We start from the raw sequence: 22,989 nt of genomic DNA on the forward strand, positions 1-22,989 counted from the left end.
GCGACGAGCGACGACGGTGGCTACGGGGGTGGGCGATGGACGGCCGACAGGCGTTCGCCGCGACGGGACTTGATCCGGACCGGGTCGCCGAGATCATCGTCGATCGCCCCGGCGAACCGCACGGGGACAGGGGATCCGGCTATCGCGTCAGGACCGGTTTCGTCCTCACCGCCGCGCATGTCGTACGGGATGCCTCACGGGTCCGGGTGCGGTTCCGCGCGGACCAGCCCGGTGCCTGGGCGACGGACGGCACCGTGGTGTGGCGCGCCGACGACATCGACGTGGCGATCGTGGCGATCTCCGATGCGGGCCGGCCCGCGGGACCGGTGACACCGGTCCGGTTCGGAAGGATCGAGGAGTACGACGGCGAGGTGCCGTGCAGTGCCCTGGGCTTCCCGCGCCACAAGCTGCGCTTCGACGTCGAGGACCCTTCCTCGCCGGCCGCGTCCTCGGCCTACCGGGACTACGCCCACGTCACGGGCACCACCAACCCGTGGTCGAACCTTCGGGAAGGCACGCTGTCGGTCCGGGTTGCGCCGCCCGAGTACGACCCCGACCCGGAGAGTTCCCCATGGGAGGGCATGTCGGGTGCCGCGGTGTGGAGCGACGGCTGCCTCATCGGCCTGATCCGGTCGCACCACCGCTCCGACGGACTCGGCCAGCTCGCCGCCAGCCGGGTCGAGGGCTGGTACGAGCGGCTGGACGAGACGCAGCTCGGCGAACTGGCCCTGCTGATCGGGCTGCCGCCCCGCGAGCAGCTCACTCTCGTCGCGCTCCCCCGCGGCTCGCACGGCCGACGCGACGACTCCGTCGAAGCGCTGCTGCGGGCCGAGGCCATCGCTTCCTCGGTGCAGCCGTACCGCATTCCCGGCGGGCGGACCCCGCGACTGAGCCAGGTGTACGTCCGCCAGTGGGCGGACCGGCGGTCGGACTCGGCCGAAGGGCCGGGAGCGGAGACGGAGTTCGCCGTCGACCGGGTACCGGTGGCCGAGGTGCTGGCGGCACACCGGCACGTCCTGGTCGAAGGCGGTCCCGGTGCCGGCAAGTCGACGTTCACCCACCATGTCAGCGGCGCCCTGGCCACGTCCTGGCTCGACAACGGAGCCGGGCCGGAGGAGTCGGCGCAGTTGTCCGCGGTAGCCGTCCGCATTCCCGCCGGGCACCTCGCGGGTGACGCGCCGCTCGCCTCCCTGCTGCACGCCTCCGTACGCACCCGGTTGGGCATCCGTCTGGCCACGGAACTGCCGGACGACCTGTTCGCGGCGACGCCGCGCGGTGTGCCCTGGCTGCTGCTGGTGGACGGGCTCGACGAGATCCTCGACCCGGTGGCCCGGGAACGCGTGATCACGACCATCGCCGAGAACGCCGCGGCGGCCACGGCCCCCTACCGCTGGGTGGTGACCACGCGCCCCCTTCCCACCAGGGAACTGGGACCGCTGTGGGATGCGGGCCTCGCCCGCTGCGCCCTCGCACCGTTCGAGGACCCCCAGCTCCGCGAGCTGGCGGAAGGCTGGCTCGCCGGGTCGTCCGACGACGAGTCGGCCACCGCCCGGGTGGACGACTTCCTGCGTGAGGTCGACGAGAGCGGCCTGCACCAGTTGGTCAGGGCCCCGCTGCTGGCCACCATCACCTTGACGATCTTCCGTCGGCATGGCACGCGGGGTCTGCCCGCCGGGCGTCCGGGCCTGTACCGCGAGTTCATCGCCTACCTGTTGACCGGCCGCGACGGCGAGACAGCACGCCGCACCGCGTTCCTGCAGGCGGCGGAGGCCACCGGCGCCGGCCGCCGGCTGGCGGAGTGGCTCTACGAGAACCGCGTGGCGCTGCTGAGGTTCCTGGCGAACCGGACCCTGGAGGCCGAGTCCTCGCTGCTCGGCGAGAGCCTGGCCTGGATCAGGGCGAAAGCGCCGGAGGCGCCCGACTTCCTGCTCGGCTGGCCCGACATCGTCGTGGGTCTGCTGACCGGCACCGGCCTGCTGGGCGACGACGGCACCGGTGAACTGTCGTGGACGCACCGGAGCTTCGCCGAATACCTGGCGGCACGCGACGCGGCCGACGCCCTGCCGGACCTGTGGCCGGGCGACGATCCCGACGCCGACGCGTTTCTGCGCCAGGCGCTGGAGGGCACGGGCCAGGACCAGTCCGCGCTCACCATCGCGTGCTGGGCCGAGACCCATGAAAGTGCGGCCGGCCGGCTGCTGGACTTCCTGATCGCACGCAGCGCGTCCTACGAGTTCCTGCTGAAGAGCCGCGGCGGCGGAATCACCGTCGGCAACGACAGCAGTCGCGTGGACCGCCACATCGCCCTGGCGGGCCGGCTCCTCGCGGAAGGGGTGCCGGCCGCGTCCGCCGTCTCGGAGGAGGTCCTGGACCGGCTCCTCGTCCGTGCGCGTTCCCTGTTCACGGCCCACTACTTCTGTCTGCTCATCGCGGCACAGCCGCAGCGCGACCTGGCCCGGAACGCGCTGCTGCGGATGGCGTACGCCGAAGACCTGCCTGCCATGGTCCGGATCGACGCGGTGGTGACACTGGGCCGCATCTTCGGTCTTGAGTCCCTGGAGGGTGCCACCCGGTCCCTGCTCGACGTCGTGGAGCGGACGCAGTACTCGCCGCCGACGGAACGTGGCCAGCGGCTCGTCACCGTGTCGGACGCGAGGGCCGTCATGGCGTACAAGCTCTCCGCTCTCGGTCAGGGCACCCGCACGGTGGTCGCCGCCTTCCTCGATCGGGTGGCGCTCGACCGGGAGGACGGCTGGGGCCGGTACCTGGCGGCGGAAGCGGCGCTGGCGATCGGCGAGCCGGACCGGGCCGCCTCGTTTCTCCTTCCTCCGCCCGAGAAGGACCATCGCACCATCGCCGGCGAGGTCTCCGTCCTGGTGCGTGCGGGCCGGGTGCAGGCCGCGGCGCGGACGGTGGAAGCCCTCTTCGCGAACCACCGGCCGGACAACCACTGGGCGCGGGACAGCCTGCTCGGCAGTGTCCAGGAGATCGCCGACGTGTATGTGCGGGCCGGGCTGACCGACCAGGCGCTGGACGTGGCGAGGCGGATGCTGTCCCTGTTCCCCGAGGGCACCAGTGCCGGTTCGCTCGATGCCCTGGCGCGAGCGGGTGACGTGCTGCCCGGCGTGCGTTTTCTGCGCACCGCGACCATCGGAGACCCCGACTCCCGCGATCCCGCGCCTCACGTCGTGCGGCTCGGCGACTGGATCGACCTCGCTCGCACCCTGTGGAAGCGAGGAATGAGCGACGCCGTGCGAGAAGCCGTCGATCTGCTCCTGGCGCACGGCTTCCGCAGCGAGTACGACGTGTCGTCGATGGCCGACTTCCTCGACGACATCGAAGACGACAGGGCGAGGCATCTGCGGCGGTGGCTGGCTGTCAACGCCGGGGCCCGGTTGCGCCTGAGCGCGGCCGAGGCACTCCTGGAGACCGAGGACAGGGCCCTCGGCATCGAGGCCCTGACACGTCTGGCACAGGAACCACCGGACGACATGCGCGAGGCCGTGGACCTCGTGCGCTCTCTTCTCCTGGTGGGGGTCGTGGAGCCCGCCGTGGACCTGCTCCACCGGTTGATCGACGGCGTGGAGCCCGACGCGCGGGAGGGGCGGTGGGCGGCGAACAACCGGTGCGACGCATTCGACCTGATCTGCTGGGTGCGTCCGGCCGAGGGGACACGGGTGCTGCTCGACCTCGTGCGCTCCGGTTCCCTCACCGGTGCCGAGTACTTCTCCGCGGCACGGAACCTGCTGCGGCTCGAAGAACATACGGCCGCGCTGACCATGCTCCACGAGGTCCTGGAGCGGGACACCGCCACAGGTGAGGAACTGTTGCAGACCGCCGTGCTCCTGGGTGCGGCCGGTGAACGCACCGACACCGTCAGGGCGTGCGAACTCATCCTCGAACTGGCCGGTCGCGTACCGCACTCCGAAGGCGAGGAACCTTCCGTCACCCTGTCGGAGGTGCTCCCCGCGGCCCACTTCCTGGAATCAGAAGGGCGCCTCGGCCCTCACCGATCCGCGGCGCTGACCTCCGCCGCCATGACCGCGCTCCGGACGAAGTCCGCCTGGGACAAGAGAGCCGAACTGTTCGCCGTCGCCGGACTGCTCCACCGCAACGGCGCCGAGGCCGCGGCCATCGACCTTCTCACCCGTGCGATCGGCCACGACCGGGGCTCCGAGGCGACCCGGACCGTGTTCGAGGAGGAGATCGGCCGTCTTCGGAGCATGGGGGAAGGGGCTGGGCACGAGAGTTAGGGCGTCGGGCGCAGGGGGCTACTCCCGCGGCGCACCGCCCCCTTGCACAGGTCAGGACTGCTTCGGAAGGTGATCCACAGGAGGGCTTGACCTGGAGCGCGCTCCAGGTTCTACGGTTGTCCACATGACCAGCGGACAGCCCCTCGGATCCCCCTCGCGGGGCCGGGAACCCACCCTGACCATCGCCCAGGTCGCCGAACGCACCGGCCTCTCGCACGACACGCTGCGCTACTACGAGAAGGCCGGCCTGATCGAGCGGGTCGGCCGGAGTACCGGCAATCAACGGCGGTACCAGGCGGCGGACTTGGTCTGGCTGGAGTTCCTGCTGCGGCTGCGGGAGACGGGGATGTCGATCGCCGACATGCAGCGTTTCGCGCGACTGCGGGCGGCGGGGAACGTCACGGTCGCCGAGCGGCTGGCGATGCTCCGCGAGCACCGCGCCGAACTGGCGGACCGGATACGGGCGTTGCGCCGCAACGCGGCCGTGCTGGACGACAAGATCGACCACTATGAAGGCCTGCTCCACGACGAGCGGCCGGGATCGGAAGAGCTGACATGAGCGCGAGCACCACCCGTGAAGAGCGTTTCACCCACGGCCTGGAGGTCCTGAAGCGGGTCGACGGCGAGGCCGGGCAGCGGGTCGTCGACTCGCTCGCCGACATCAACCCCGAACTGGGCCACCAGGTCGTCGCCTGGGCCTTCGGCGAGATCTACGACCGTCCCGGACTCGCCCCGCGCGACCGCCAGTTGGTGACCCTGGGCATGCTCACCGCGCTCGGCGGCTGCGAGGCCCAGCTCGACGTGCATGTGAACGCGGCGCTGAACGTGGGCCTCACACCCGAGGAGATCGTCGAGGCCCTGACGCACTCCGCGGTGTACTGCGGCATCCCCAAGGCCCTGAACGCCACCTTCGCCGCGAAGAAGGTCTTCGCCGAGCGTGGGCTGCTGCCGCTGGGACAGCAGCCCACCGAAGAGGCGACGACCGTTACCTCTGCCTGATCCTCAGGAAGGTGACAGAATTGGCCGGGAAGGTGTAACTGAACTTGTCGGCAACGCCCTTGAAGGTGGACACGACCGGCGCGACCGCGGTGGCCGTCTCGCTGTTCACCGCGTCGGGCGCGGCGGCGAGCGTGGTCACCTTCGCATTGGAGGAGACCTTGGCGCCGCCCAGGTCGATCGCCGTACGGGCCGCCGAGGACTGGGCGTTGACGACCTTGACGATCAGGTCACCGGTCTTCGCGTCCTTGGTGACGACCTGACGGAACGGCTCGGCCGGCTTGTCGTCGGTGAAGCTGCCCCACTCCTGCCCGTCGAGGTACAGGGTGACCTGACGGCCCCTCACCTTGATGTCGACGTCGTAGGCACGGCCCGTCTCGATGGTCCCCGGCTTGGCGATCAGCGTCGACTTGCCGCCGTCCACGGCCTGTTCGACGGCGGACTGGGTGTTGTTCCAGCCGCCCAGGTTCCACCAGTAGTAGTTGCCGGTGTCCTTGACACCGAACGCGACCAGGAAGCCTTCCTTGCCGGCCTTCTTGGTGGCCTTCACATGCAGGTCGTAGTCGTGCCAGGCCGGGTCGCCCGCCGAGACCATGGTGTTCTCGGCGGCGGTGTCGGTCTGGACGTACTGCCCGTCCTGAAGGCTCCAACTCCCGCCTCCCGTATGGGTCCACCCGGAGGCGTCACCGGAGAAGTCGTCGGAGAGCAGCGCCGTACCGTCGGCAGCCGTCACCTTCACATCGTCGTACGCCGCGCTCGTCGCCCAGGTCGACAGGCCGACCGCGCCGGTGATCGGGGCGAGCAGTGAGGGTGTGCCGGTGGCCGTCGAAGGCACCACGCGGGTACCGACGTTGTTCATGAACAGCTTCTGGACCTCGTAGTCGGCGGAGCCCCAGGAGGCGTGGTTGTTGAACCACACCATGTCCGGGCGCCACTGGACGTAGTCCTCGTTGGCGAACAGCGGGGCGTACGAGGCGAGTTTGACGACGTCGGCGTTGCGTTCCAGACCGGTCATGTAGGCCGCTTCGGCGAGGCCGTTCTTGAACGCGTTGCCGCCGGAGGCGTATTCGCCGAGGAAGACCTTCGGGCCGGTGCGGTCGTAGGAGTCGTAGCGGTCGTTGTTCTGGAGGAACCACTGCGGGCTGTTGTAGTAGTGCTCGTCGACCATGTCGACCTTGGCGTCCTTGTTGAGCTGCCAGGCCGTGTCGAAGGTCGAACCGCTGTCGTCCGGGCCCGCGTTGGAGATCACGGTCATGTACGGGTACTCGGCCTGGATCGCGGCGCGGAACTGGGTGAAGCGGGCGAAGAACTCGGCGGGGAGGTTCTCCTCGTTGCCCACCTCGATGTGGGTGAGATGGAAGGGCTTGGGGTGGCCCATCTGCGCCCGCTTCTTCCCCCACTCGCTGGTCACCGGGCCGTTGGCGAACTCGATGAGGTCCAGTGTGTCCTGGATGTGCCGCTTGAGCAGCGCGGGGTCGTCGACGGCCTTGTTCTGGCCGCAGCCCGTCACCAGGGCCGGTACGACGGGCAGCGGCATCGCACCGATGTCCTCGGCGAGGCGGAAGTACTCGTAGTAGCCGAGGCCGTAACTCTGGTTGTAGCCCCAGAAGTTGGAGTTCGTCGCGCGGGTCTCGACCGGGCCGATGGTGTCCTTCCACTGGTACGAGCGCTTGCGCTGGTAGCCGGAGGCCGCGCTGTAGTCCTCCATGGAGCCGGTGTTGACCAGGCAGCCGCCGGGGAAGCGCACGAAGCCCGGGTGCAGGGCGGCGATCTTCTCGGCGAGGTCCTTGCGCAGGCCGTTGGGCTCGTGCTTGTAGGTGTCGCGCGGGAAGAGGGACACCATGTCGAGGGCGGCCGCGGCGGAGGAGGCGACGGTGAGGCGGCCGGTGGTGCTGGTGCGGGTCGCGGTGAAGGTGGCCTTGTACTGGGCCCAGCCGCTCTTCCGTACGGCGACCTGGTGGGCGGTCGCCAGGGTGCCGCCGGTGTCCTGGAGGCTCACGGTGAGCGTGGTGCCGCTGTCGGCGCGGGCCCATACCGAGAAGTCGTACTTCTTGCCGTCCTCGACGGCGATGCCGGTGTTGTAGCCGGCGTCGGTGACGGACGAACCGGCCGCCAGGGAGAGGTAGTTGCGGTTGGTCTCGTTGAGGCGCCCGGCGTCGTCCACCACCTGGGCCGCACCGGCGACGGTCCAGCCGGTCAGCGGGGTGTACGAGGTGTTGTCGGCGGTGGAGTACTCGAAGGACCGGTTCTGCACGAGCTCGGCGTACAGGCCGCCGTCGGCCGCGCGGTTGATGTCCTCGAAGAAGACGCCGTACATCGTCTTGTCGATCTTGGCGCCCTGCGTGCCGGGATCGACGGTGATCGCGTAGTCGGTGACGTCCTCGGCGTGGGCGGGGACGGGGACGACGGCCGTCGCCAGCAGGAAAGCGCTTGCCCCGAGGGCAAGTCTCAGGCGGGTGCGGCTGGTGCGTGACATGGATACTCCGCGGCTCTTGTCGGATCGTGCGCGATGCTCGAACGTGGGGCTCACGTAGGGGGTTCGAAATATCGGACGTCGGTCAGCACTTCGAACGGCAAGATAGGCAAGGGTCGTGAGCACGTCAATGGGGCGGACAGGGGGCGGGGTCGTAGGGTCGAGGGCATGCATGCGCTGTTGCCGTACCTCGCCCTGCTCGGCTTCCTGGCCGTCGTGCTCGGGTTCTTCACCTGGCTCGCCCGGCGGATCCGCCGTCGCGGCATCGCCGGGGGCGGTATGAGCGGCGCCCTGGCCGCCTACGAGGAGGCCTTCCGGGCGACAAGTCACGCCTCGCACTACGAGATCAGGGCGCAGGGCGAGCGCAAGGCGCCCACCGACTCGCCGGACGGTTGGCGTCGGTGGCGCGGGAAGGGGTGACGGTGGGCGAGTTCCGGCCGGTGCCCGATGTGCTGGCGTATCTGTCCGGGAAGTGGCGGGTGCGCAGGTCGGTGCGGGATCTGGCGAGCGGCGACGAGGGCGACTTCTCCGGTACGACCGTCTTCGGCGCGCTGCCCGAAGGGGGCCTGCTGCACGCCGAGTCGGGCACCTTCACGTGGCGGGGCGTGGCCCGGCCCGCCGAGCGGACGCTACGGTTCCTGCCGGGTCCGACGCCCGCGAGGGCCGAGGTGCGCTTCGGCGACGGGCGGCCTTTCCACGATCTGGATCTGACCTCGGGGCTGTGGGTGGCCGACCATCCGTGTTCGGCGGACCTGTACCGGGGCGAGTTCACGGTGCTGGACGCGGATCGGTGGCGGACGGTGTGGCGGGTGCGCGGGCCCGCCAAGGACCTGGTGCTGAGTACCGATTACCGGCGGGTGGGCTGAGCGCCTACGCGCGCGTGCGCTGGACCGTCGCCCCGTCGAAGCGCAGGTTCCAGCGGCCCGCGTGGCCGGTGACCGTGGTCGTCGACAGGGGGCGTACGTCGATGTTCCAGTAGGTCGAGGGCGGTGCCTTGAGCGCGTAGACCAAGGCGGCCCGGATCACGGAGGGTTCGGCCACGGCGACGATCCAGCCGCCGTCCTCGATGGGGCGGGTGTCCAGCCAGCCGCCCACCCGGGAGATGAAGGACAGCAGCGACTCCCCGCCGTGCGGGGTGGAGCGCGGGTCGGCGAGCCAGGCGTCCACCAGCTCCGGTTCGCGGGCCATCGCCTCGCCGAGCGTCAGTCCGCGCCAGCGGCCCATGTCGCAGTCCCGCAGGCCGAGTTGGACCAGCGGGGTGTAACCGAGGCCGTCGCCGGTCGTCCGGCTGCGCGGGGTCGGCGAACAGTAGCGCAGCTCCGCCGCCGCCAGCGGCAGCAGGAACGGGGCGGCGCGCTGCACCTCGTCCCATCCCGCCTGGTCCAGCGGGCGGTCGTCCTCGAAGCGCTCCGCGAGCAGCGGGGAGCTGCGCGCGGCGGCGACGAACGTGACCCGAAGTTGCATGCGGCGATGGTGTTCCCGCCGAAGTACGCAGGTCAAGGGGTGCCGGATGAGAGTTACCCAGGGTGGGCGAAACCTCACTTCGAGGTCGGGACCAGGCGGACAACTCACTCGAAATACAGGGCCATCCACTGGTCGGGGTGCTTCAGCGGCTCGAACCCGAGCTTCTCGTACACCCCGTGGGCATCGAGCGTGGCGAGCAGGATCCGCCGCAGTCCGAGCGGCCGCAGCTCCTCGCGTACGGCGCCGACGAACGCGGTACCGATGCCCTTGCCGCGCACCGACGGATCGACGTACACATCGCACAGCCACCCGAACAACGCCTCGTCCGTCACCACCCGCGCGTACGCCACCTGCTCCCCCGAAGTGCTGTCGTACACCCCGTAGTTGAGCGAGGACGCGACCGCCCGCTCGTGCTGCTCACGGGGCCGGTCCTTCGCCCAGTACGCGTCGGTGGACAGCCAGTGATGGACGCGGTCGAGGTCGACGCGGGCGGTGTCGGCGGAGAACTCGTAGCCGTCGGGGAGGCTCGGGATGTGGTTCATGGCGGGAGAATCGCAGGCCTGGCGCGGGGACGTCGAACGGTTTTCCCCTGCGGCGCGGGCATTGTCAGTGGCGGGTGGCAGGCTTTGAGACATGACACGGATGACGACCGCCGACGACTACACCTGGCTCGACGAGCAGTACGACTCGCTGATGGAGGCGTACTGCGTCACGCTGGTCAGCGCGATAGCGCCGGATCGGCTGCTCCAGGAACTGGGGGCCGAGCCGGACGTGAAGTTCAGAGGCGTCGAGGCCCTGAGCGAGCCGACGTCCGCCGCCTGGGACGAGCACGGCGGGGACCCGGTGTACGTCGGTGTCGCCGCGGTCGGCGACTGGCCTCTGATGGTCGAGTACAACGGCTACCTGGGCGTCACGGACGCGGCCATGCTGCCGATCTCGCGCGGGCGCACGGTGGTTTCGCACTTCCGCAACATCAATGCGGTGGACCACTTCAACTGGTATGAGGACGGTGACGCACGACTGCATTTCGAACCGCTCTTCCCCTATTACCGGGACGGCAGTCACGCGGACGAACTCCTCGCCGAGATGCGGGAGTCGGGCTTCGATCTGAGCGCGGACGACGATCGCGACTACCAGCGGCACACCGAGGCCGCCTTCGCGCTCGCCCATCGCCTCACCGGGATCCGCCTGACGCCGGAGCTGTTCGCGTCGCTGGAGTTCACCGGCGGACTGGTGCCGCTGCCTCCGCGTTAGAGGACCTCGTCGCAGGCCGCCCGGAGTCGGCGTACACCCTCCGCGATCTCACCCGTCCCCGCGACGGCCGCGAAGCTCAACCGGACGTGGGCGGCCGGGGGTTCGGCGCTGAAGTAGGGGCGGCCAGGGGTGATGGTGACGCCTCGGCGCAGGGCCGCGTTCGCCAGGGGCTGTTCCTCCGTGCCGGCGGGGAGGCGGAGCCAGAGGTGGTAGCCGCCGGAGGGGATGTGCGGGAGGGAGAAGGCGGGGAGTTCGAGGCGCAGCGCGGTCGTCATCGCGTCCCGGCGGGTCTTCAACTCGGTTGAGATGGCGCGGAGATGACGGGGCCAGGCCGGTGAGCCGACGAGTTCGAGGGCCGCTTCCTGGAGCGGGCGGGGGACGAAGAAGGTGTCGACGACCTGGATGGCGCGCAGGCGTTCCAGTACCGGGCCGTGCGCGGTGAGGGCGCTCACCCGGAAGCTGGGCGAGGTCGCCTTGGTGAGGGAGCCGACGTGGACGACGACTCCGTCGGGGTCGTCGGCGGCCAGCGGGCGCGGCAGCGGGCCCGCGTCCTCGTGCACCATCCGGCGCGCGAAGTCGTCCTCGACGACGAACGCGCCCGCGTCACGGGCGATACGCAGGACCTCCGGACGGCGGGCCGGGGACAGGACGGCGCCGGTCGGGTTCTGGAACAGGGGCTGGCAGACGAACACCCGGGCGCCGGTCGCGCGGAACGCGTCGGCGAGCAGGGACGGGCGGACACCGTCCGCGTCGACCGGCACGGGGACCGGCCGCATGCCGGTCGCCCGCGCGATCGCCAACATGCCGGGATACGTGGGGGATTCGACGAGAACGGGTGCGCCGGGGGGCGCCAGCGCGCGCAGTGCCGTCGTCAGCGCGGTCTGGCCGCCCGCGCTGACCAGCACGTCGGCCGCGGTGACGGCTCCGCCGATGCCGCGCGCGAACCACTCACGCAGCTCCGGCAGACCCTCGATCGGCGGCCGGCCCCACGCGCCGGGTCGGCGCCCGGCCCGGGACAGGGCCGCGGCCATCGCCCGCTCGGGCTGCAGGGAGGGGTGCAGATAGCCGCCGTTGAACTCGATCACCCCGGGCGGCGGGACGGCGAGCGTGGCCAGGACGCCGGACGCGTCCACCGTGCGGGGGACGAGCTCGGCGGTGCCGTCCGCACTCAGGGCGACCTCCTGCCAGGACGTGTCTCCCGCGAGGGTGGTGGCGGATCGAGGGACGGCGCGGAACGCGCCGGCGCCGGGCCGGGTGACCACCAGTCCCTCGGCGGCGAGCTGCGCGAGGGCGCGGGAGACGGTCACGGGGCTCACCCGGAACCGCTCGACGAGCGCCCGGCTCGATGGCAGCTTTCCACCGGGAGAGTAGCGGTTGAGTTCCTCCCTCAGACGGCTGGCCAGTTCACCGACACTGCTACGCTCTTGCATGAGAGCACACGATAGCGCTACTGCCACCAGACCGATAGCGGTCAGCACCTCCCCCACCACCGAGGAGGCCAAGGCCCCCGCCGGTACGGTCCTCGCCGCGCTCGGTGTGATCGCCTTCTCCCTCACCTTCCCCGCCACCGCGTGGGGGCTCGAAGGCTTCGGTCCCTGGTCGCTGGTGGCCGTGCGCAGTGTCCTCGCCGCGGTTCTCGCGGGCGGCTGTCTGCTGGTGCTGCGCGTGCCCGTGCCCGCCCGTCGGCACTGGGCGGGGCTGGCTGTCGTGGCGGGCGGAGTGGTCGTCGGTTTCCCGCTGCTCACCACGCTCGCCCTGGAGACGTCGACCACCGCGCACGCTGCGGTCGTGGTCGGCCTGCTGCCGCTGACGACCGCCGCCCTGTCCGCGCTGCGCACCGGCATCCGCCCCTCGCGCACCTTCTGGACGGCCGCGCTCGCCGGCGCCGGCGCGGTCCTCGCCTTCACGGTCCAGCAGAGCGGCGGCGCCGTGACCAGCGCCGACCTGTATCTCCTCGCGGCGCTGCTGGTCTGCGCGGCCGGTTACACCGAGGGCGGCCGACTGGCCCGGATCATGCCCGGCTGGCAGGTCATCGCCTGGGCGCTGGTCCTGTGTCTGCCGGTGAGCGTGCCGGCCGCCGCGGTCGCGCTGTCGTACGACACCCCGCAGCTCACCGCGCACAGCGTGGCCGGGGTGCTGTGGGTCGCGGCGGGTTCGCAGTTCGTCGGCCTGGTCGTCTGGTACCGGGGCATGGCCGCCATCGGTGTCCCGAAGGCCAGCCAGTTGCAGTTGGCCCAGCCCCTGCTCACACTGGTGTGGTCGGTGCTGCTGCTCGGCGAGCATCTGACCGTGGCGGCACCGCTGACCGCGGCGGCCGTGCTGGTGTGCATCGCCGTCACGCAGCGGGCCCGGAGTTGAGGGGCACGCACGTCACGGTCCCGGCCGGGCGTGCCGCCGTAGACTCGAAGAGCATGGACCGCTGCTCCCGGACTCGGTGAGGAGGCGCTTGCAGATGCGTGCGACCGTGGGCGACCGGCTCGTCCAGCACGGCAGAGTGGTCGGGCAGCACGACCAGGTCTCGGAGGTCGTCGAGGTGATGGGCACGGAGGGCAATCCGCCCTACCGCGTCCGCTTCCCCGACGGACACGAGGCCGTGATGTCTCCCGGCCCCGACTGCGAGATCAAACACCCGGAAGCGCGAAGGTAGATCAGCGCGGAGGCTTCGCCGGCCGCTGGTAGTGGTCGGCGACCACGCGCGCCATCGCTCCGATCGGGTCGACCGCCACTTCCCGGGCGGCGAAGAAGACATGCCCGCCGACCTGTGGGTAGCGGTCGGCCAGCGTGAGGTGCCGCGAGAGCTCGGCCGGATCCTGCCAGGCCGCGGACTGCGCCGGGTCGCCCGCCTTGTACAGCGCCTCACCCGCGTACAGCCGCGTCCGCGAACCCCGCGCGACCTCCGCCCACCAGGGCAGCAGCTTGGCGTAGTCCGCGGCGGCGAGGCCGATGTTCCAGTACAACTGCGGGACGATGTAGTCGATCCACCCCTCGCGCACCCACTTGCGGGTGTCCGCGCAGAGATCGTCGTACGTCTGCACTCCCGCCCGGGTGTCCGAGCCGCGCGGGTCGGTCGCGGCGTTGCGCCACACGCCGAAGGGGCTGATCCCGAAGCGGGTGCCCGGGCGGATCTGCTTGATGCGGGCGGCCGTCTCGCGGATCAGCCGGTCGATGTTGTCGCGGCGCCAGGCGGCCCGGTCGGCGAAGCCGCCGCCGTACCGGTCGTAGGCCGCGTCGTCGTCGAAGGTCTGGCCGGCCACCGGGTACGGGTAGAAGTAGTCGTCGAAGTGGACCGCGTCCACGGGGTACTTGCGCACCGCGTCGAGGATCGCGTTCTCGACGAAGGTGCGGACCTGGGGCAGCCCGGGGTTGTAGTAGAGCTTCCCGCCGTACGTCACGACCCAGTCGGGATGCTTGCGGGCGGGGTGCGAGGCGACGAGCTTCGTCGGGTCGGTGTTGTTCGCGATGCGGTACGGGTTGAACCAGGCATGCAGTTGCAGGCCCCGCACATGCGCTTCCTCCACGGCCGTCTTCAGCGGGTCCCAGCCGGGGGCCACACCCTGGGTGCCGGTCAGGTACTGCGACCAGGGCTCGTACGGCGAGGGCCACAACGCGTCGGCGGTGGGCCGGACTTGGAAGATCACCGTGTTGAGCCGGTTGCGGACCGCCGTGTCGAGGTGGGCGATCAGTTCGGTGCGTTGCCGCTCCGCCGGGAGGCCCGGGCGGGAGGGCCAGTCGCGGTTGACCACCGTCGCCAGCCACACGCCCCGCATCTCGGTGACCGCGCGCGGACGCCTCGGCTCGGCCGACGCGCTGCCCGTGGTCCCCAGTGTCGACAGCGCGGCCATCGCGAACGCCCGACGTGACAATCGCCCCATCTGCACACCCCCATACGCTGTGGATCCGTGCCGTCACGGATCGTTCCCGCGCCCCAGAATGCCCGACCCCGGCGATCGATCATCGATACTTGCGGGTAACGTGCACGATCGGAGCAGACGCCGAACGACGGGGTCTGCCACCGCCAGATCTCAGCGAAGGGGACGATGTGACCGACATCGAGCGCGTCGGAGTGGTCGGCTGCGGCCAGATGGGCGCCGGTATCGCCGAGGTGTGCGCCCGCGCCGGCCTGGACGTGAAGGTCGCCGAGACCACCGGCGAGGCCCTGGAGATCGGCCGGACCCGGCTGTTCAACTCGCTGACCAAGGCCGCCGAACGCGGCAAGATCTCCGCCGAGGAACTCGCGGAGACCCAGGCGCGGCTCAGCTTCACCACCGACCTCGGCGAGTTCGCCGACCGCGACCTCGTGATCGAGGCCGTCGTGGAGAACGAGCAGGTGAAGACCGAGATCTTCCAGGTTCTCGACCAGGTCGTCACCCGCCCCGACGCGATCCTCGCCTCCAACACCTCCTCGATCCCGCTGGTGCGGCTGGCGGTCGCCACCTCACGCCCGGACCAGGTCGTCGGCATCCACTTCTTCAACCCGGCCCCGGTGCAGAAGCTCGTCGAGCTGATCCCGGCGCTGACCACGTCCGAGGGCACCCTCGGCCGCGCCCAGTTGTTCGCCGAGAAGGTGCTCGGCAAGCACGCGATCCGCGCCCAGGACCGCTCCGGCTTCGTGGTCAACGCGCTGCTGATCCCCTATCTCCTCTCCGCGATCCGGATGTTCGAGTCGGGCATCGCCAGCCGCGAGGACATCGACAACGGCATGGAGATGGGCTGCGCCCACCCGATGGGCCCGCTGAAGCTGTCCGACCTGATCGGTCTGGACACGGTCGCCTCGGTCGCGTTCAGCATGTACGAGGAGTACAAGGAGCCGCTGTACGCCGCTCCGCCGCTGCTCCAGCGCATGGTCGACGCGGGGCGCCTGGGCCGGAAGTCCGGCTCGGGGTTCTACACCTACGGCTGAGCGCCCGCCGCGCGGAGCAACTCACCGTGACAGTCCGGCCGTTACGGGCCCGGCACTCTTCGGAGTGCCGGGCCCGCGGCATTCACACACCGTGTGCGCGCCGGGCCCGCATATGCCGCTCGCACACTCTCCCCCCGTGCCCACCAGGCGAGTTGACTCTTCATGCGCATGCAAGGGATGTTCCGACTACGGAAAGGAGCGGACCCGTGACCGCCGACCCCGAGCATCCCGTGGTCCATGGAGAACTCGCAGAGTTACGCCGCCGCCTCGACGTCGCCTACGCGCGCGTCGAGGGCGGGCTGGCCCTGCTCAGCCATCGCACCGAGGAGACGGACAAGGAACTGGACGACCTGAGCGCACGTATCGTCGCACTGGAGCACACCCGTTGGCCGCTGCCCGCGATCGCCGCACTGACCGCCGTGGGCGCCCTCGTCGTCACGGTCTGGCAGGCACTCGGACGCTAACTACCCGGACGCCGGTGGGGGGATCGGGGCACAGCGTCCTGCCCGAGCCTGAGATGGTGCAACAGCAGTAACGCGGCCGCCATGTTGGCGGCCGGGACCTCCCCGCGGGCGACCATGTCGGGTACGAGTTTGAGCGGAACCCACTCCCGGCGGTCCGACTCGAAGTCGTCCACGGGGTGTCCGGTGTACTCGCCCTCGTCGGCCCAGTAGATGTGGTGCCGGGCGTCCGTGAGCCCGTTGGACGGTTCCACGCTCATCAGGTGGCGCAGAGGCCCCGGCCGCCAGCCGGTCTCTTCCTCCAACTCCCTGGCGGCCGCGCGCGCGATGTCCTCGCCGTCCTCCACGACCCCCGCCGCGAGTTCCCACCCCCAACTGTTGGTGATGAAGCGGTGCCGCCATAGGAGGAGTACTTCGTTCGCCTCGTTGACCACCGTCGCCACGGCCACCGGGCGCAGCCGGATCAGGAAGTGGTCGAGGTGCCGGCCGTCGGGTAGTTCGACATCCGCGAGATTGACGCTGAACCAGCGGTTTGAGTACACAGTTTGTTCGTTCTGTTTCGTCCACTGCACGGTTCTGCCACCTTCCGTCGAGTAAGTGGCAATATCGCAGCAGGGACTGTGTCGTGTACGTCTACGAGTCGTGGGTCTACAGCGGTACGCGCAGTGCTCCGTCGATGAGTTCGGCCACCTCGGCCGTACCCGCGCAGTCGCTGCGCACCAGGTACTCGCGTACCGCGCGGAGTCTGTCGCGCAGTCGCTGGGACTCCATCCCCCGGGCCTGCTCGGCCATCTGCACCGCCGTGGCCACCGCTTTGTCCGCGTTTCCCTGGCGGAGTTCGATCTGGCTGAGCATCGCGAGCCGGTGCACCCGGCCCCGGTCGTGCGCCGGAGTGTCCACGGCCGCCGTGGCGTGCTCCCCCGCCGCCGTCAGATCACCGAGGCTGAGCAGCGCCTCCGCCACCTGGACGTTGACCAGTCCCGGTTGGACATAGCCGGTCTCGTCGGGTTCGTATCCGCGCCGGATGCGTTCGGCGGCCTGCTCGGCCCGCCGGATGCAGGACAGGGCGCTCGTGCCGTCACCGAGGTGTGCGTACGCCTTCGCCTGCATGGCATACAGGTCGGAGGCGAGCGCCGGCGTGATCTGCCGCCCCGCGGCGCGCAGCGCGGCCTCCGCGAAGGCGACGGCCTGACGGAACTCCCGCATGAACAGCGACTGGTTGACGAGCAGCGCGATCACATACGCCCCAAGTCCCCTGTCGTTGCTGGCCTTTGCCAGCCTCAGCGCCTGGTGGAAGTAGCGCTGCGCGAGTCCGTGCGCGTCGGAGTCGTAGGCGCAGATGCCCGCGATCGCCACCAACCCGCCGGTGGCCCGGTGCAGTTGGCGGCCGGTGGCGTCGGTGTAGCTGCCGCGCAGCAACGGGGCGGTCTCGGAGTTGAGGAAGCCGACGATGCGGGTGCGGGTCGCCACCCCACCGGCCTTGCGGTACATCTGCTCGTAGTGGGCGCGGGCCGCGCGCAGCATCTCGATGTCGGCCATGCTCACCCGGTGCCGGCCGCCGCGCGAGACGTCGACGTCGTCGGGCGGGTTCTCCCACTCCCACACCGGCATGACCGCGGGCGTTCCGGTGACCGCGGGCGCGCCCAGGATGTGCGGGCGCTGCTGCTCGTCGGAGCGCCACAGGGCGGTGGCCCGCTCGACGAAGCCGGAGAGGGAGGTGCTGTGCGGGGTGGAGGGTTCGCCGGGTACCCCGAGGCCGATGTCGTCGAGCGTGACGGGCCGGTGCAGACGGCTCGCGAGCACCTCGCAGATCAGGTCGGGCACCTGGCCCCGCGGCCGCTGGCCCTTCAACCACCGTGCCACGGCGGTGTGTTCGTACCGGAGCGCGAGTCCCCGGGCGCGGCCGGCCTGGTTCACATGTGCGGCCAGTCCCGCGTGCGAGATGCCCGCCTCGTCGAGGATGGCATCGAGGAGTGTGTTGGGCTGCATGGATGGCCCCCCGGGTGACTCGGTGCGGACAGAGTAGTGCGGTTCGGTTCACACCGGGTGTGAACGGAGTGCGCGAATCCGCGGTGTGTGCGCACTGTCGCGGAGAGTTTCGTACCGGTTGACTGGATTGCCTCGCAAGAGGCCGGCCGGGCCGCCGGCTCCCCCTCGTAAGTGCGGCGGCCCGGTTTTGCGGAGCGCTGCGCTGGCTGAGGCGGGGTAACTACAGCGGGGTTACTTACAGGTGGGTTGTTGGCTGCGGGTGGGTTTTTGCTGGGTGCGCCCGCGCGGCGGAGCCGCTGATGTCACCGTCCCGCGCCCCTATCGGGGCGCTGACCGTGGGCCTTCGGTCATTTCGAAGGACCATTAACGCTACGTCGTCCGTCGGCGTGCCGCCCGTATGACGCAGTAGTGCCGTGAAGACCGAGCCCAGGACCGACTGGGGTACGGGGAGCGGGTGTTGGGCTGCCGTCTCTGCCAGGACCTCCGCCAACGGAAAGAAGCGGCCCCGCCCGTCCCTCGCGTCCTCCGCCCCGTCCGTGTAGAGGAACAGCGCCTCGCCCGGGAGGAGTTGGCCGCAGCGGACGTACGGTAGCTCGGTCGGGAGTGGGAACGGGCCGAGGGGCGGGAGCGGGTCCGTGCGGGACACCGGCCGCACGCCTCCCCCGCTGAGCAGATACGGCCATGGATGGCCGCAGTTGAGGGCGCGGATCTCGCCGTCCCTGCCGATCTCCAGCAGCAGGACCGTGACGAACTCCTCGGCCACCGGGCTTTCGGGGTCCAGGGCTCCCGACGCGGGGTGTTCCGCGCGGGCTCGTTCGCGGAGGTGTCGGGCGAGGGCGCGGTCGAGGCGGTGCAGGACGCCGGGCAGGTCGGGTTCGTCGTGGGCGGCCTCGCGGAAGCTGCCGAGGACGGCGGCGACCGTGCCGATCGCGGCGATGCCGTGGCCGCGCACGTCGCCCATCACGACCCGGACGCCGTGTTCGGTGGCGATCACCTCGTACAGGTCGCCGCCGACCACCGCGCCGCGCTCGGCGGAGAGTTGGGCGGCGGCGATGTTCAGGCCGTCCAGGCGGGGCGGCAGTGGGCGCAGCAGCGCGCTCTGGGCGGCGCCGGCGATCTGGCGGATCTGCCGGAGTTCACGCAGCAGGGAGCGGCGGACCTGGACGATGAGACCGGTGCCGACCGCGAAGAACACGGCACTGGTGATGATGCGTGCGCCGAGGCCGGTCTGCTGGGCGAGCGGGCAGCTGAGTTTGTAGGTGATCGCTATGGCTCCCCAGACCGTGGGCAGCCCAAGAGCGAGCGCCCGGCGCAGTGGACGGCGGGCGCGCGGCCTCGGGCGTGGCCTGCGGGGAACCCCAGCCTTGATGCGGATCATGCCTGTGGCCCCCCAAATAGGCCCCGACAGCGCAATCGGACCGACCCCGAAAGGCCGGTCCGATTCTGTCGACCGCATGCCCCGATCGGGCCGGATCGCCCGAACTTCTCACCCGAACGAGTGAGGTGACACGCGGTAGCTGCATTTATGCATTTACGCAGGTAGGGGCAGCCCCGATGCGGAGTCAGGCCCTCAGCACGGCTCCCGTTCGCTCCGCCGCCAGCGCCACCGCCGCGTCCCGGGCCGCCGACGCCTCGTCGACGGTCAGCGTCCGGTCCGCCGCACGGAATCGCAGCGCGTAGGCGAGGGACTTCTTGCCCTCGCCGAGCTGTGCGGCGTTGTCGTACACGTCGAACAGGCGGATGGACTCCAGCAGTTCACCGGCGCCCTCGCGCAACGCCGCCTCGACCTCCGCGTGCGGGACCGAGGTGTCGACCACCAGCGCGACGTCCTGTGTGGCGACCGGGAACGTGGAGATCTTCGGGCCCTTCGGGACGCCGGCCGACGCCGACTCCAGGACGTCCAGGTCCAGTTCCATCGCGCTGGTGCGCGCGGGCAGCCCCAGGGTCTTCAGGACACCGGGGTGCAACTCACCGGCGTGGCCGATGACTTGCTCGACTCCCTCGACGACGACGGCGAGTTCGGCGCAGCGGCCGGGGTGCCAGGGGCCGTACTGGCCCTTGCGGACGAGGAGTTCGGTGCCGGCCTCGCGGGCGAGGACGCGCGCCGACTCGACGGCGTCGGCCCAGTCGGACGGGCGGCCCTTGCCCCACCAGCCGGCCTGCTCGCGGGCGCCCGTGAGGACGACGGCGGCGTGCCGGGGCTGCAGCGGGAGCGCCTCGGTGAGAGAGGCGATCTCCTCGTCGGTCGGACGCCGGTCTACGGGCAGCCGTACGGCGATCTTCAGCTCTTCGCGCGGGTGGAAGACCAGCCCGGTCTCGAAGAGCGCGAGGTCGTGGCTGCCGCGACCGTCGTTGCGGCGCAGCGCGCCGAGCAGGCCCGGGAGCAGCGTCGTGCGGAGCGCGGGCTCCTCGTCGGAGAGCGGGTTGACCAGCTTGACGACCTTGCGGTTCGGGTCGTCGGCGGCCAGGCCGAACTGGTCGAAGACGTGCTCGCCGACGAAGGGGTAGTTCGGCGCCTCCACATAACCGGCACCGGCCAGCGCGCGGCCGACCCGGCGGTGCAGCCGCTGGCGGTCGGTCAGGCCCCGGCCCGCGGGGGGCTTGGGGAGCGTAGAGGGCAGGTTCTCGTAGCCCTCGAGCCGGATGACCTCTTCGGCCAGGTCGTTCGGGTCGGTGAGGTCGGGGCGCCAGGACGGGACGGTGACGATCAGCTCGTCCTGCCCGTACACGTCGCAGCCAACCTCCTGGAGACGCCGTACGACGGTCTCGCGGCCGTAGTCGACGCCCGCCACCTTGTCGGGGTGGTCGGCCGGGATGGTGATGGTGTGCGGGGCCGAGGGCGCGATGACCTCGGTGACACCGGCGTCCGCCGTGCCGCCGGCGAGGAGGACCAGGAGGTCGACCGTGCGCTGGGCGGCGGCCGACGCGGCCTGCGGGTCGACACCGCGCTCGAAGCGCTTGGACGCCTCGGAGGCCAGCTTGTGGCGGCGGGCCGTGCGCGAGATGGAGAGCGCGTCGAAGTGGGCGGCCTCGACGACGACCTCGGTGGTGGTGCCCTCGGTGTCGTCGATCTCGGTGTTGGCGCCGCCCATCACGCCCGCGAGGCCGATGGGGCCGCGGTCGTCGGTGATCACCAGGTCCTGGGCGTCCAGCGTGCGCGTGACGCCGTCGAGGGTGGTGAGCTTCTCGCCCTGCTCGGCCCGGCGCACACCGATCGGACCCTGGACGCGGGAGCGGTCGTAGGCGTGCAGGGGCTGGCCCAGCTCCAGCATCACGTAGTTGGTGATGTCGACGGCGAGCGAGATCGGGCGCATGCCGGCCTTCTGGAGGCGGCGGGTCAGCCACAGCGGGGAGCGGGCCTCGGGATCGAGGCCGGTCACCGTGCGGGCGGTGAAGCGGTCGCAGCCCATCGGGTCGGAGATCTGGACCGGATACCCGAAGGCGTTCGGCTGCGGCACGTCCAGCAGCGCGGGGTCGCGCAGCGGGAGGCCGTAGGCGATGGCGGTCTCGCGGGCGACGCCGCGGATCGACAGGGCGTAGCCGCGGTCGGGGGTGACGGCGATGTCGAGGACCTCGTCGACGAGCTGGAGCAGCTCGATCGCGTCGGTGCCGACCTCGTGCTCCGGCGGCAGGACGATGATGCCGTGGGAGCCGTCGTCGCCCATGCCCAGCTCGTCGCCGGAGCAGATCATGCCGTGCGAGGTCTTGCCGTAGGTCTTGCGCGCGGCGATCGCGAAGCCGCCGGGCAGCTCGGCGCCGGGCAGGACCACGACGACCTTGTCGCCGACCGCGAAGTTGCGGGCACCGCAGACGATTTCCTGGGGCTCACCGGTGCCGTTGGCGGTGCCGACGTCGACCGTGCAGAAGCGGATGGGCTTCTTGAAGCCCTCCAGCTCCTCGATGGTGAGGACCTTGCCGACGACGAGCGGGCCCTTGAGGCCGTCGCCGAGCTGCTCGACGGTCTCGACCTCCAGGCCGACCGAAATGAGCTTGGCCTGGACGTCTCGGCCGGTCTCCGTCGCCGGCAGGTCGACGTACTCCCGCAGCCAAGAAAGCGGGACCCGCATCAGATCTCCATCCCGAACGGCCGGGTGAACCGGACGTCACCCTCGACCATGTCTCGCATGTCTTCGACGTTGTGGCGGAACATCAGCATCCGCTCGATGCCGAACCCGAAGGCGAATCCGCTGTACTTCTCCGGGTCCACCCCGCAGGCCACGAGGACACGGGGGTTGACCATGCCGCAGCCGCCCAGCTCGATCCAGCCCTCGGAGGAGCAGGTACGGCAGGGGCGGTCGGGGTTGCCGACGGACTCGCCCTTGCAGACGTAGCAGAGCATGTCCATCTCGGCGGACGGCTCGGTGAAGGGGAAGTAGTTCGGCCGCAGCCGGGTCTTCATCTCCGCGCCGAAGAGCGACTGCACCATGTGGTCCAGGGTGCCCTTGAGGTCGGCCATGGTCAGGCCCTCGTCGATGGCGAGGAGCTCGATCTGGTGGAAGACCGGGGTGTGCGTGGCGTCCAGCTCGTCGGTGCGGTACACGCGGCCGGGGCACACGATGTAGACCGGCGGCTCGCGGTCGAGCATGGCGCGGGCCTGCACGGGCGAGGTGTGCGTCCGCAGGACGACACCCGACTCGTCGCCTTCCGTCCCCTTCGGGCCCTGGACGAAGAAGGTGTCCTGCATCTGCCGGGCCGGGTGGTCCGGGGTGAAGTTCAGGGCGTCGAAGTTGAACCACTCCGCCTCGACCTCGGGGCCCTCGGCGATCTCGTATCCCATGGACACGAAGACGTCCGCGACCCGCTCCATGAACGTGGTCAGCGGGTGCCGGGCGCCGGGCGGGACGCGGTCGTACGGCAACGTGACGTCCACCGCCTCCTCGACCAGGACGCGGGCGTCGCGGTCGGCCTCCAGCTCGGCCTGGCGGGCGGCGAGGGCCTTGTTCACCGCGCCCCGGGCCTGACCGACGAGCTTGCCCGCGGCCGCCTTGGCCTGCGGGGGCAGGGCGCCGATCTCGCGGTTGGCGAGGGCGAGCGGGGAGGTGCCGCCGGTGTGGGCGACCTTGGCCTCCTGGAGCGCGTCGAGATCACCGGCGGCCGCGAAGGCGGCGAGCGCCTCGTCCCGCATGCGCTCGATCTCTTCCGGTTTCAAGGCCTCGACCTCTACAGGGTCGTACGACTTATTCGGTGCCGACATCTCTT

20 protein-coding genes are annotated in these 22,989 nt (G+C 70.7%); 10 read left to right on the forward strand and 10 right to left on the reverse strand.

From position 1 onward, the window contains the following. Positions 1-35: 35 nt before the first annotated feature. The 3 genes from ABZT04_RS18670 to ABZT04_RS18680 all read left to right on the forward strand — a co-directional run bounded on the left by ABZT04_RS18670 (position 36) and on the right by ABZT04_RS18680 (position 5,252). Positions 36-4,253, forward strand: coding sequence for a trypsin-like peptidase domain-containing protein (locus ABZT04_RS18670; RefSeq protein WP_356057706.1), 4,218 nt, complete (start codon positions 36-38; stop codon positions 4,251-4,253). Between the two features lie 124 nt (positions 4,254-4,377). Beyond that, positions 4,378-4,812 (forward strand): MerR family transcriptional regulator, encoded by a 435-nt coding sequence (locus ABZT04_RS18675; protein WP_356057707.1) that lies wholly within the window; start codon positions 4,378-4,380, stop codon positions 4,810-4,812. Continuing rightward, positions 4,809-5,252 carry a carboxymuconolactone decarboxylase family protein gene (locus ABZT04_RS18680; RefSeq protein WP_356057708.1) on the forward strand — a complete coding sequence of 148 codons (444 nt, stop codon included), beginning with the start codon at positions 4,809-4,811 and terminating at the stop codon, positions 5,250-5,252. The genes ABZT04_RS18675 and ABZT04_RS18680 overlap by 4 nt, the downstream gene beginning before the upstream one ends. Here the strand turns inward: ABZT04_RS18680 and ABZT04_RS18685 are convergent. Beyond that, positions 5,239-7,725 carry an alpha-L-arabinofuranosidase C-terminal domain-containing protein gene (locus ABZT04_RS18685; protein WP_356057710.1) on the reverse strand — a complete coding sequence of 829 codons (2,487 nt, stop codon included), beginning with the start codon at positions 7,723-7,725 and terminating at the stop codon, positions 5,239-5,241. The genes ABZT04_RS18680 and ABZT04_RS18685 overlap by 14 nt on opposite strands. Positions 7,726-7,890: 165 nt before the next feature. Between ABZT04_RS18685 and ABZT04_RS18690 the strand changes: the two genes are divergently transcribed. Then, positions 7,891-8,142, forward strand: a complete 252-nt coding sequence (locus tag ABZT04_RS18690) for a hypothetical protein (protein WP_356057711.1) — start codon at positions 7,891-7,893, stop codon at positions 8,140-8,142. Between the two features lie 2 nt (positions 8,143-8,144). Further along, complete coding sequence (locus tag ABZT04_RS18695; RefSeq protein WP_356057714.1) at positions 8,145-8,588, forward strand: DUF6314 family protein; 444 nt, start codon at positions 8,145-8,147, stop codon at positions 8,586-8,588. Positions 8,589-8,592: 4 nt separating this feature from the next. Here the strand turns inward: ABZT04_RS18695 and ABZT04_RS18700 are convergent, their stop codons facing one another. Continuing rightward, positions 8,593-9,186, reverse strand: coding sequence for a histidine phosphatase family protein (locus tag ABZT04_RS18700; protein WP_356057715.1), 594 nt, complete (start codon positions 9,184-9,186; stop codon positions 8,593-8,595). Positions 9,187-9,290: 104 nt separating this feature from the next. Continuing rightward, the gene (locus tag ABZT04_RS18705; RefSeq protein ID WP_356057716.1) at positions 9,291-9,728 is read right to left on the reverse strand and encodes a GNAT family N-acetyltransferase; all 438 of its coding nucleotides are present in this window, start codon (positions 9,726-9,728) and stop codon (positions 9,291-9,293) included. 91 nt (positions 9,729-9,819) lie between these two features. Between ABZT04_RS18705 and ABZT04_RS18710 the strand changes: the two genes are divergently transcribed. After that, positions 9,820-10,440, forward strand: coding sequence for a DUF6461 domain-containing protein (locus ABZT04_RS18710; RefSeq protein WP_356057717.1), 621 nt, complete (start codon positions 9,820-9,822; stop codon positions 10,438-10,440). Here ABZT04_RS18710 and ABZT04_RS18715 read toward each other — a convergent pair. Beyond that, complete coding sequence (locus ABZT04_RS18715; protein ID WP_356057719.1) at positions 10,437-11,870, reverse strand: PLP-dependent aminotransferase family protein; 1,434 nt, start codon at positions 11,868-11,870, stop codon at positions 10,437-10,439. The two genes, ABZT04_RS18710 and ABZT04_RS18715, sit on opposite strands and share 4 nt — an antisense overlap. Here ABZT04_RS18715 and ABZT04_RS18720 point away from each other — a divergent pair. Next, positions 11,869-12,798, forward strand: a complete 930-nt coding sequence (locus ABZT04_RS18720; RefSeq protein ID WP_356057720.1) for a DMT family transporter — start codon at positions 11,869-11,871, stop codon at positions 12,796-12,798. The two genes, ABZT04_RS18715 and ABZT04_RS18720, sit on opposite strands and share 2 nt — an antisense overlap. A 94-nt stretch (positions 12,799-12,892) precedes the next feature. Continuing rightward, complete coding sequence (locus tag ABZT04_RS18725; RefSeq protein WP_356057721.1) at positions 12,893-13,087, forward strand: DUF1918 domain-containing protein; 195 nt, start codon at positions 12,893-12,895, stop codon at positions 13,085-13,087. A 1-nt stretch (position 13,088) separates the two neighbouring features. On the opposite strand, the gene ABZT04_RS18730 is transcribed toward ABZT04_RS18725, so the two are convergent. Beyond that, positions 13,089-14,312 carry a family 10 glycosylhydrolase gene (locus tag ABZT04_RS18730; protein ID WP_356057723.1) on the reverse strand — a complete coding sequence of 408 codons (1,224 nt, stop codon included), beginning with the start codon at positions 14,310-14,312 and terminating at the stop codon, positions 13,089-13,091. Positions 14,313-14,479: 167 nt separating this feature from the next. Here ABZT04_RS18730 and ABZT04_RS18735 point away from each other — a divergent pair, with 167 nt between their 5' ends. Both ABZT04_RS18735 and ABZT04_RS18740 read left to right on the forward strand, forming a co-directional pair. Beyond that, the gene (locus tag ABZT04_RS18735; RefSeq protein ID WP_356057724.1) at positions 14,480-15,340 is read left to right on the forward strand and encodes a 3-hydroxybutyryl-CoA dehydrogenase; all 861 of its coding nucleotides are present in this window, start codon (positions 14,480-14,482) and stop codon (positions 15,338-15,340) included. Between the two features lie 206 nt (positions 15,341-15,546). After that, entirely contained in the window at positions 15,547-15,804 is a 258-nt protein-coding gene (locus tag ABZT04_RS18740) for a hypothetical protein (protein ID WP_355906674.1), read from the forward strand. Here ABZT04_RS18740 and ABZT04_RS18745 read toward each other — a convergent pair. The 5 genes from ABZT04_RS18745 to pheS all read right to left on the reverse strand — a co-directional run bounded on the left by ABZT04_RS18745 (position 15,801) and on the right by pheS (position 22,984). Next, entirely contained in the window at positions 15,801-16,373 is a 573-nt protein-coding gene (locus ABZT04_RS18745) for an NUDIX hydrolase (protein WP_356057726.1), read from the reverse strand. The genes ABZT04_RS18740 and ABZT04_RS18745 overlap by 4 nt on opposite strands. A 76-nt stretch (positions 16,374-16,449) precedes the next feature. Further along, positions 16,450-17,790, reverse strand: a complete 1,341-nt coding sequence (locus ABZT04_RS18750) for a transcriptional regulator (RefSeq protein WP_356057727.1) — start codon at positions 17,788-17,790, stop codon at positions 16,450-16,452. 235 nt (positions 17,791-18,025) lie between these two features. Then, complete coding sequence (locus ABZT04_RS18755) at positions 18,026-19,168, reverse strand: PP2C family protein-serine/threonine phosphatase (protein WP_356057728.1); 1,143 nt, start codon at positions 19,166-19,168, stop codon at positions 18,026-18,028. Positions 19,169-19,352: 184 nt separating this feature from the next. Next, complete coding sequence (pheT, locus tag ABZT04_RS18760) at positions 19,353-21,857, reverse strand: phenylalanine--tRNA ligase subunit beta (protein WP_356057730.1); 2,505 nt, start codon at positions 21,855-21,857, stop codon at positions 19,353-19,355. Then, on the reverse strand, positions 21,857-22,984 hold the full coding sequence (gene pheS, locus ABZT04_RS18765; protein WP_356057732.1) for a phenylalanine--tRNA ligase subunit alpha: 1,128 nt from the start codon (positions 22,982-22,984) through the stop codon (positions 21,857-21,859). The genes pheT and pheS overlap by 1 nt, the downstream gene beginning before the upstream one ends. Positions 22,985-22,989 lie beyond the last annotated feature (5 nt).

Source organism: Streptomyces sp. NPDC005492 (genome assembly GCF_040605995.1).
Taxonomy (GTDB): Bacteria; Actinomycetota; Actinomycetes; order Streptomycetales; family Streptomycetaceae; genus Streptomyces.

Bases quoted from the DNA above. Each gene is read 5' to 3' on its own strand.
- ABZT04_RS18685 (WP_356057710.1), bottom strand. From the start codon at position 7,725: ATGTCACGCACCAGCCGCACCCGCCTGAGACTTGCCCTCGGGGCAAGC.
- pheS (WP_356057732.1), bottom strand. From the start codon at position 22,984: ATGTCGGCACCGAATAAGTCGTACGACCCTGTAGAGGTCGAGGCCTTG.
- ABZT04_RS18750 (WP_356057727.1), bottom strand. From the start codon at position 17,790: ATGCAGCCCAACACACTCCTCGATGCCATCCTCGACGAGGCGGGCATC.
- ABZT04_RS18730 (WP_356057723.1), bottom strand. From the start codon at position 14,312: ATGGGGCGATTGTCACGTCGGGCGTTCGCGATGGCCGCGCTGTCGACA.
- ABZT04_RS18715 (WP_356057719.1), bottom strand. From the start codon at position 11,870: ATGCAAGAGCGTAGCAGTGTCGGTGAACTGGCCAGCCGTCTGAGGGAG.
- ABZT04_RS18720 (WP_356057720.1), top strand. From the start codon at position 11,869: ATGAGAGCACACGATAGCGCTACTGCCACCAGACCGATAGCGGTCAGC.
- ABZT04_RS18705 (WP_356057716.1), bottom strand. From the start codon at position 9,728: ATGAACCACATCCCGAGCCTCCCCGACGGCTACGAGTTCTCCGCCGAC.
- ABZT04_RS18755 (WP_356057728.1), bottom strand. From the start codon at position 19,168: ATGATCCGCATCAAGGCTGGGGTTCCCCGCAGGCCACGCCCGAGGCCG.
- ABZT04_RS18690 (WP_356057711.1), top strand. From the start codon at position 7,891: ATGCATGCGCTGTTGCCGTACCTCGCCCTGCTCGGCTTCCTGGCCGTC.
- ABZT04_RS18675 (WP_356057707.1), top strand. From the start codon at position 4,378: ATGACCAGCGGACAGCCCCTCGGATCCCCCTCGCGGGGCCGGGAACCC.
- ABZT04_RS18700 (WP_356057715.1), bottom strand. From the start codon at position 9,186: ATGCAACTTCGGGTCACGTTCGTCGCCGCCGCGCGCAGCTCCCCGCTG.
- ABZT04_RS18680 (WP_356057708.1), top strand. From the start codon at position 4,809: ATGAGCGCGAGCACCACCCGTGAAGAGCGTTTCACCCACGGCCTGGAG.
- ABZT04_RS18670 (WP_356057706.1), top strand. From the start codon at position 36: ATGGACGGCCGACAGGCGTTCGCCGCGACGGGACTTGATCCGGACCGG.
- pheT (WP_356057730.1), bottom strand. From the start codon at position 21,857: ATGCGGGTCCCGCTTTCTTGGCTGCGGGAGTACGTCGACCTGCCGGCG.
- ABZT04_RS18725 (WP_356057721.1), top strand. From the start codon at position 12,893: ATGCGTGCGACCGTGGGCGACCGGCTCGTCCAGCACGGCAGAGTGGTC.
- ABZT04_RS18710 (WP_356057717.1), top strand. From the start codon at position 9,820: ATGACACGGATGACGACCGCCGACGACTACACCTGGCTCGACGAGCAG.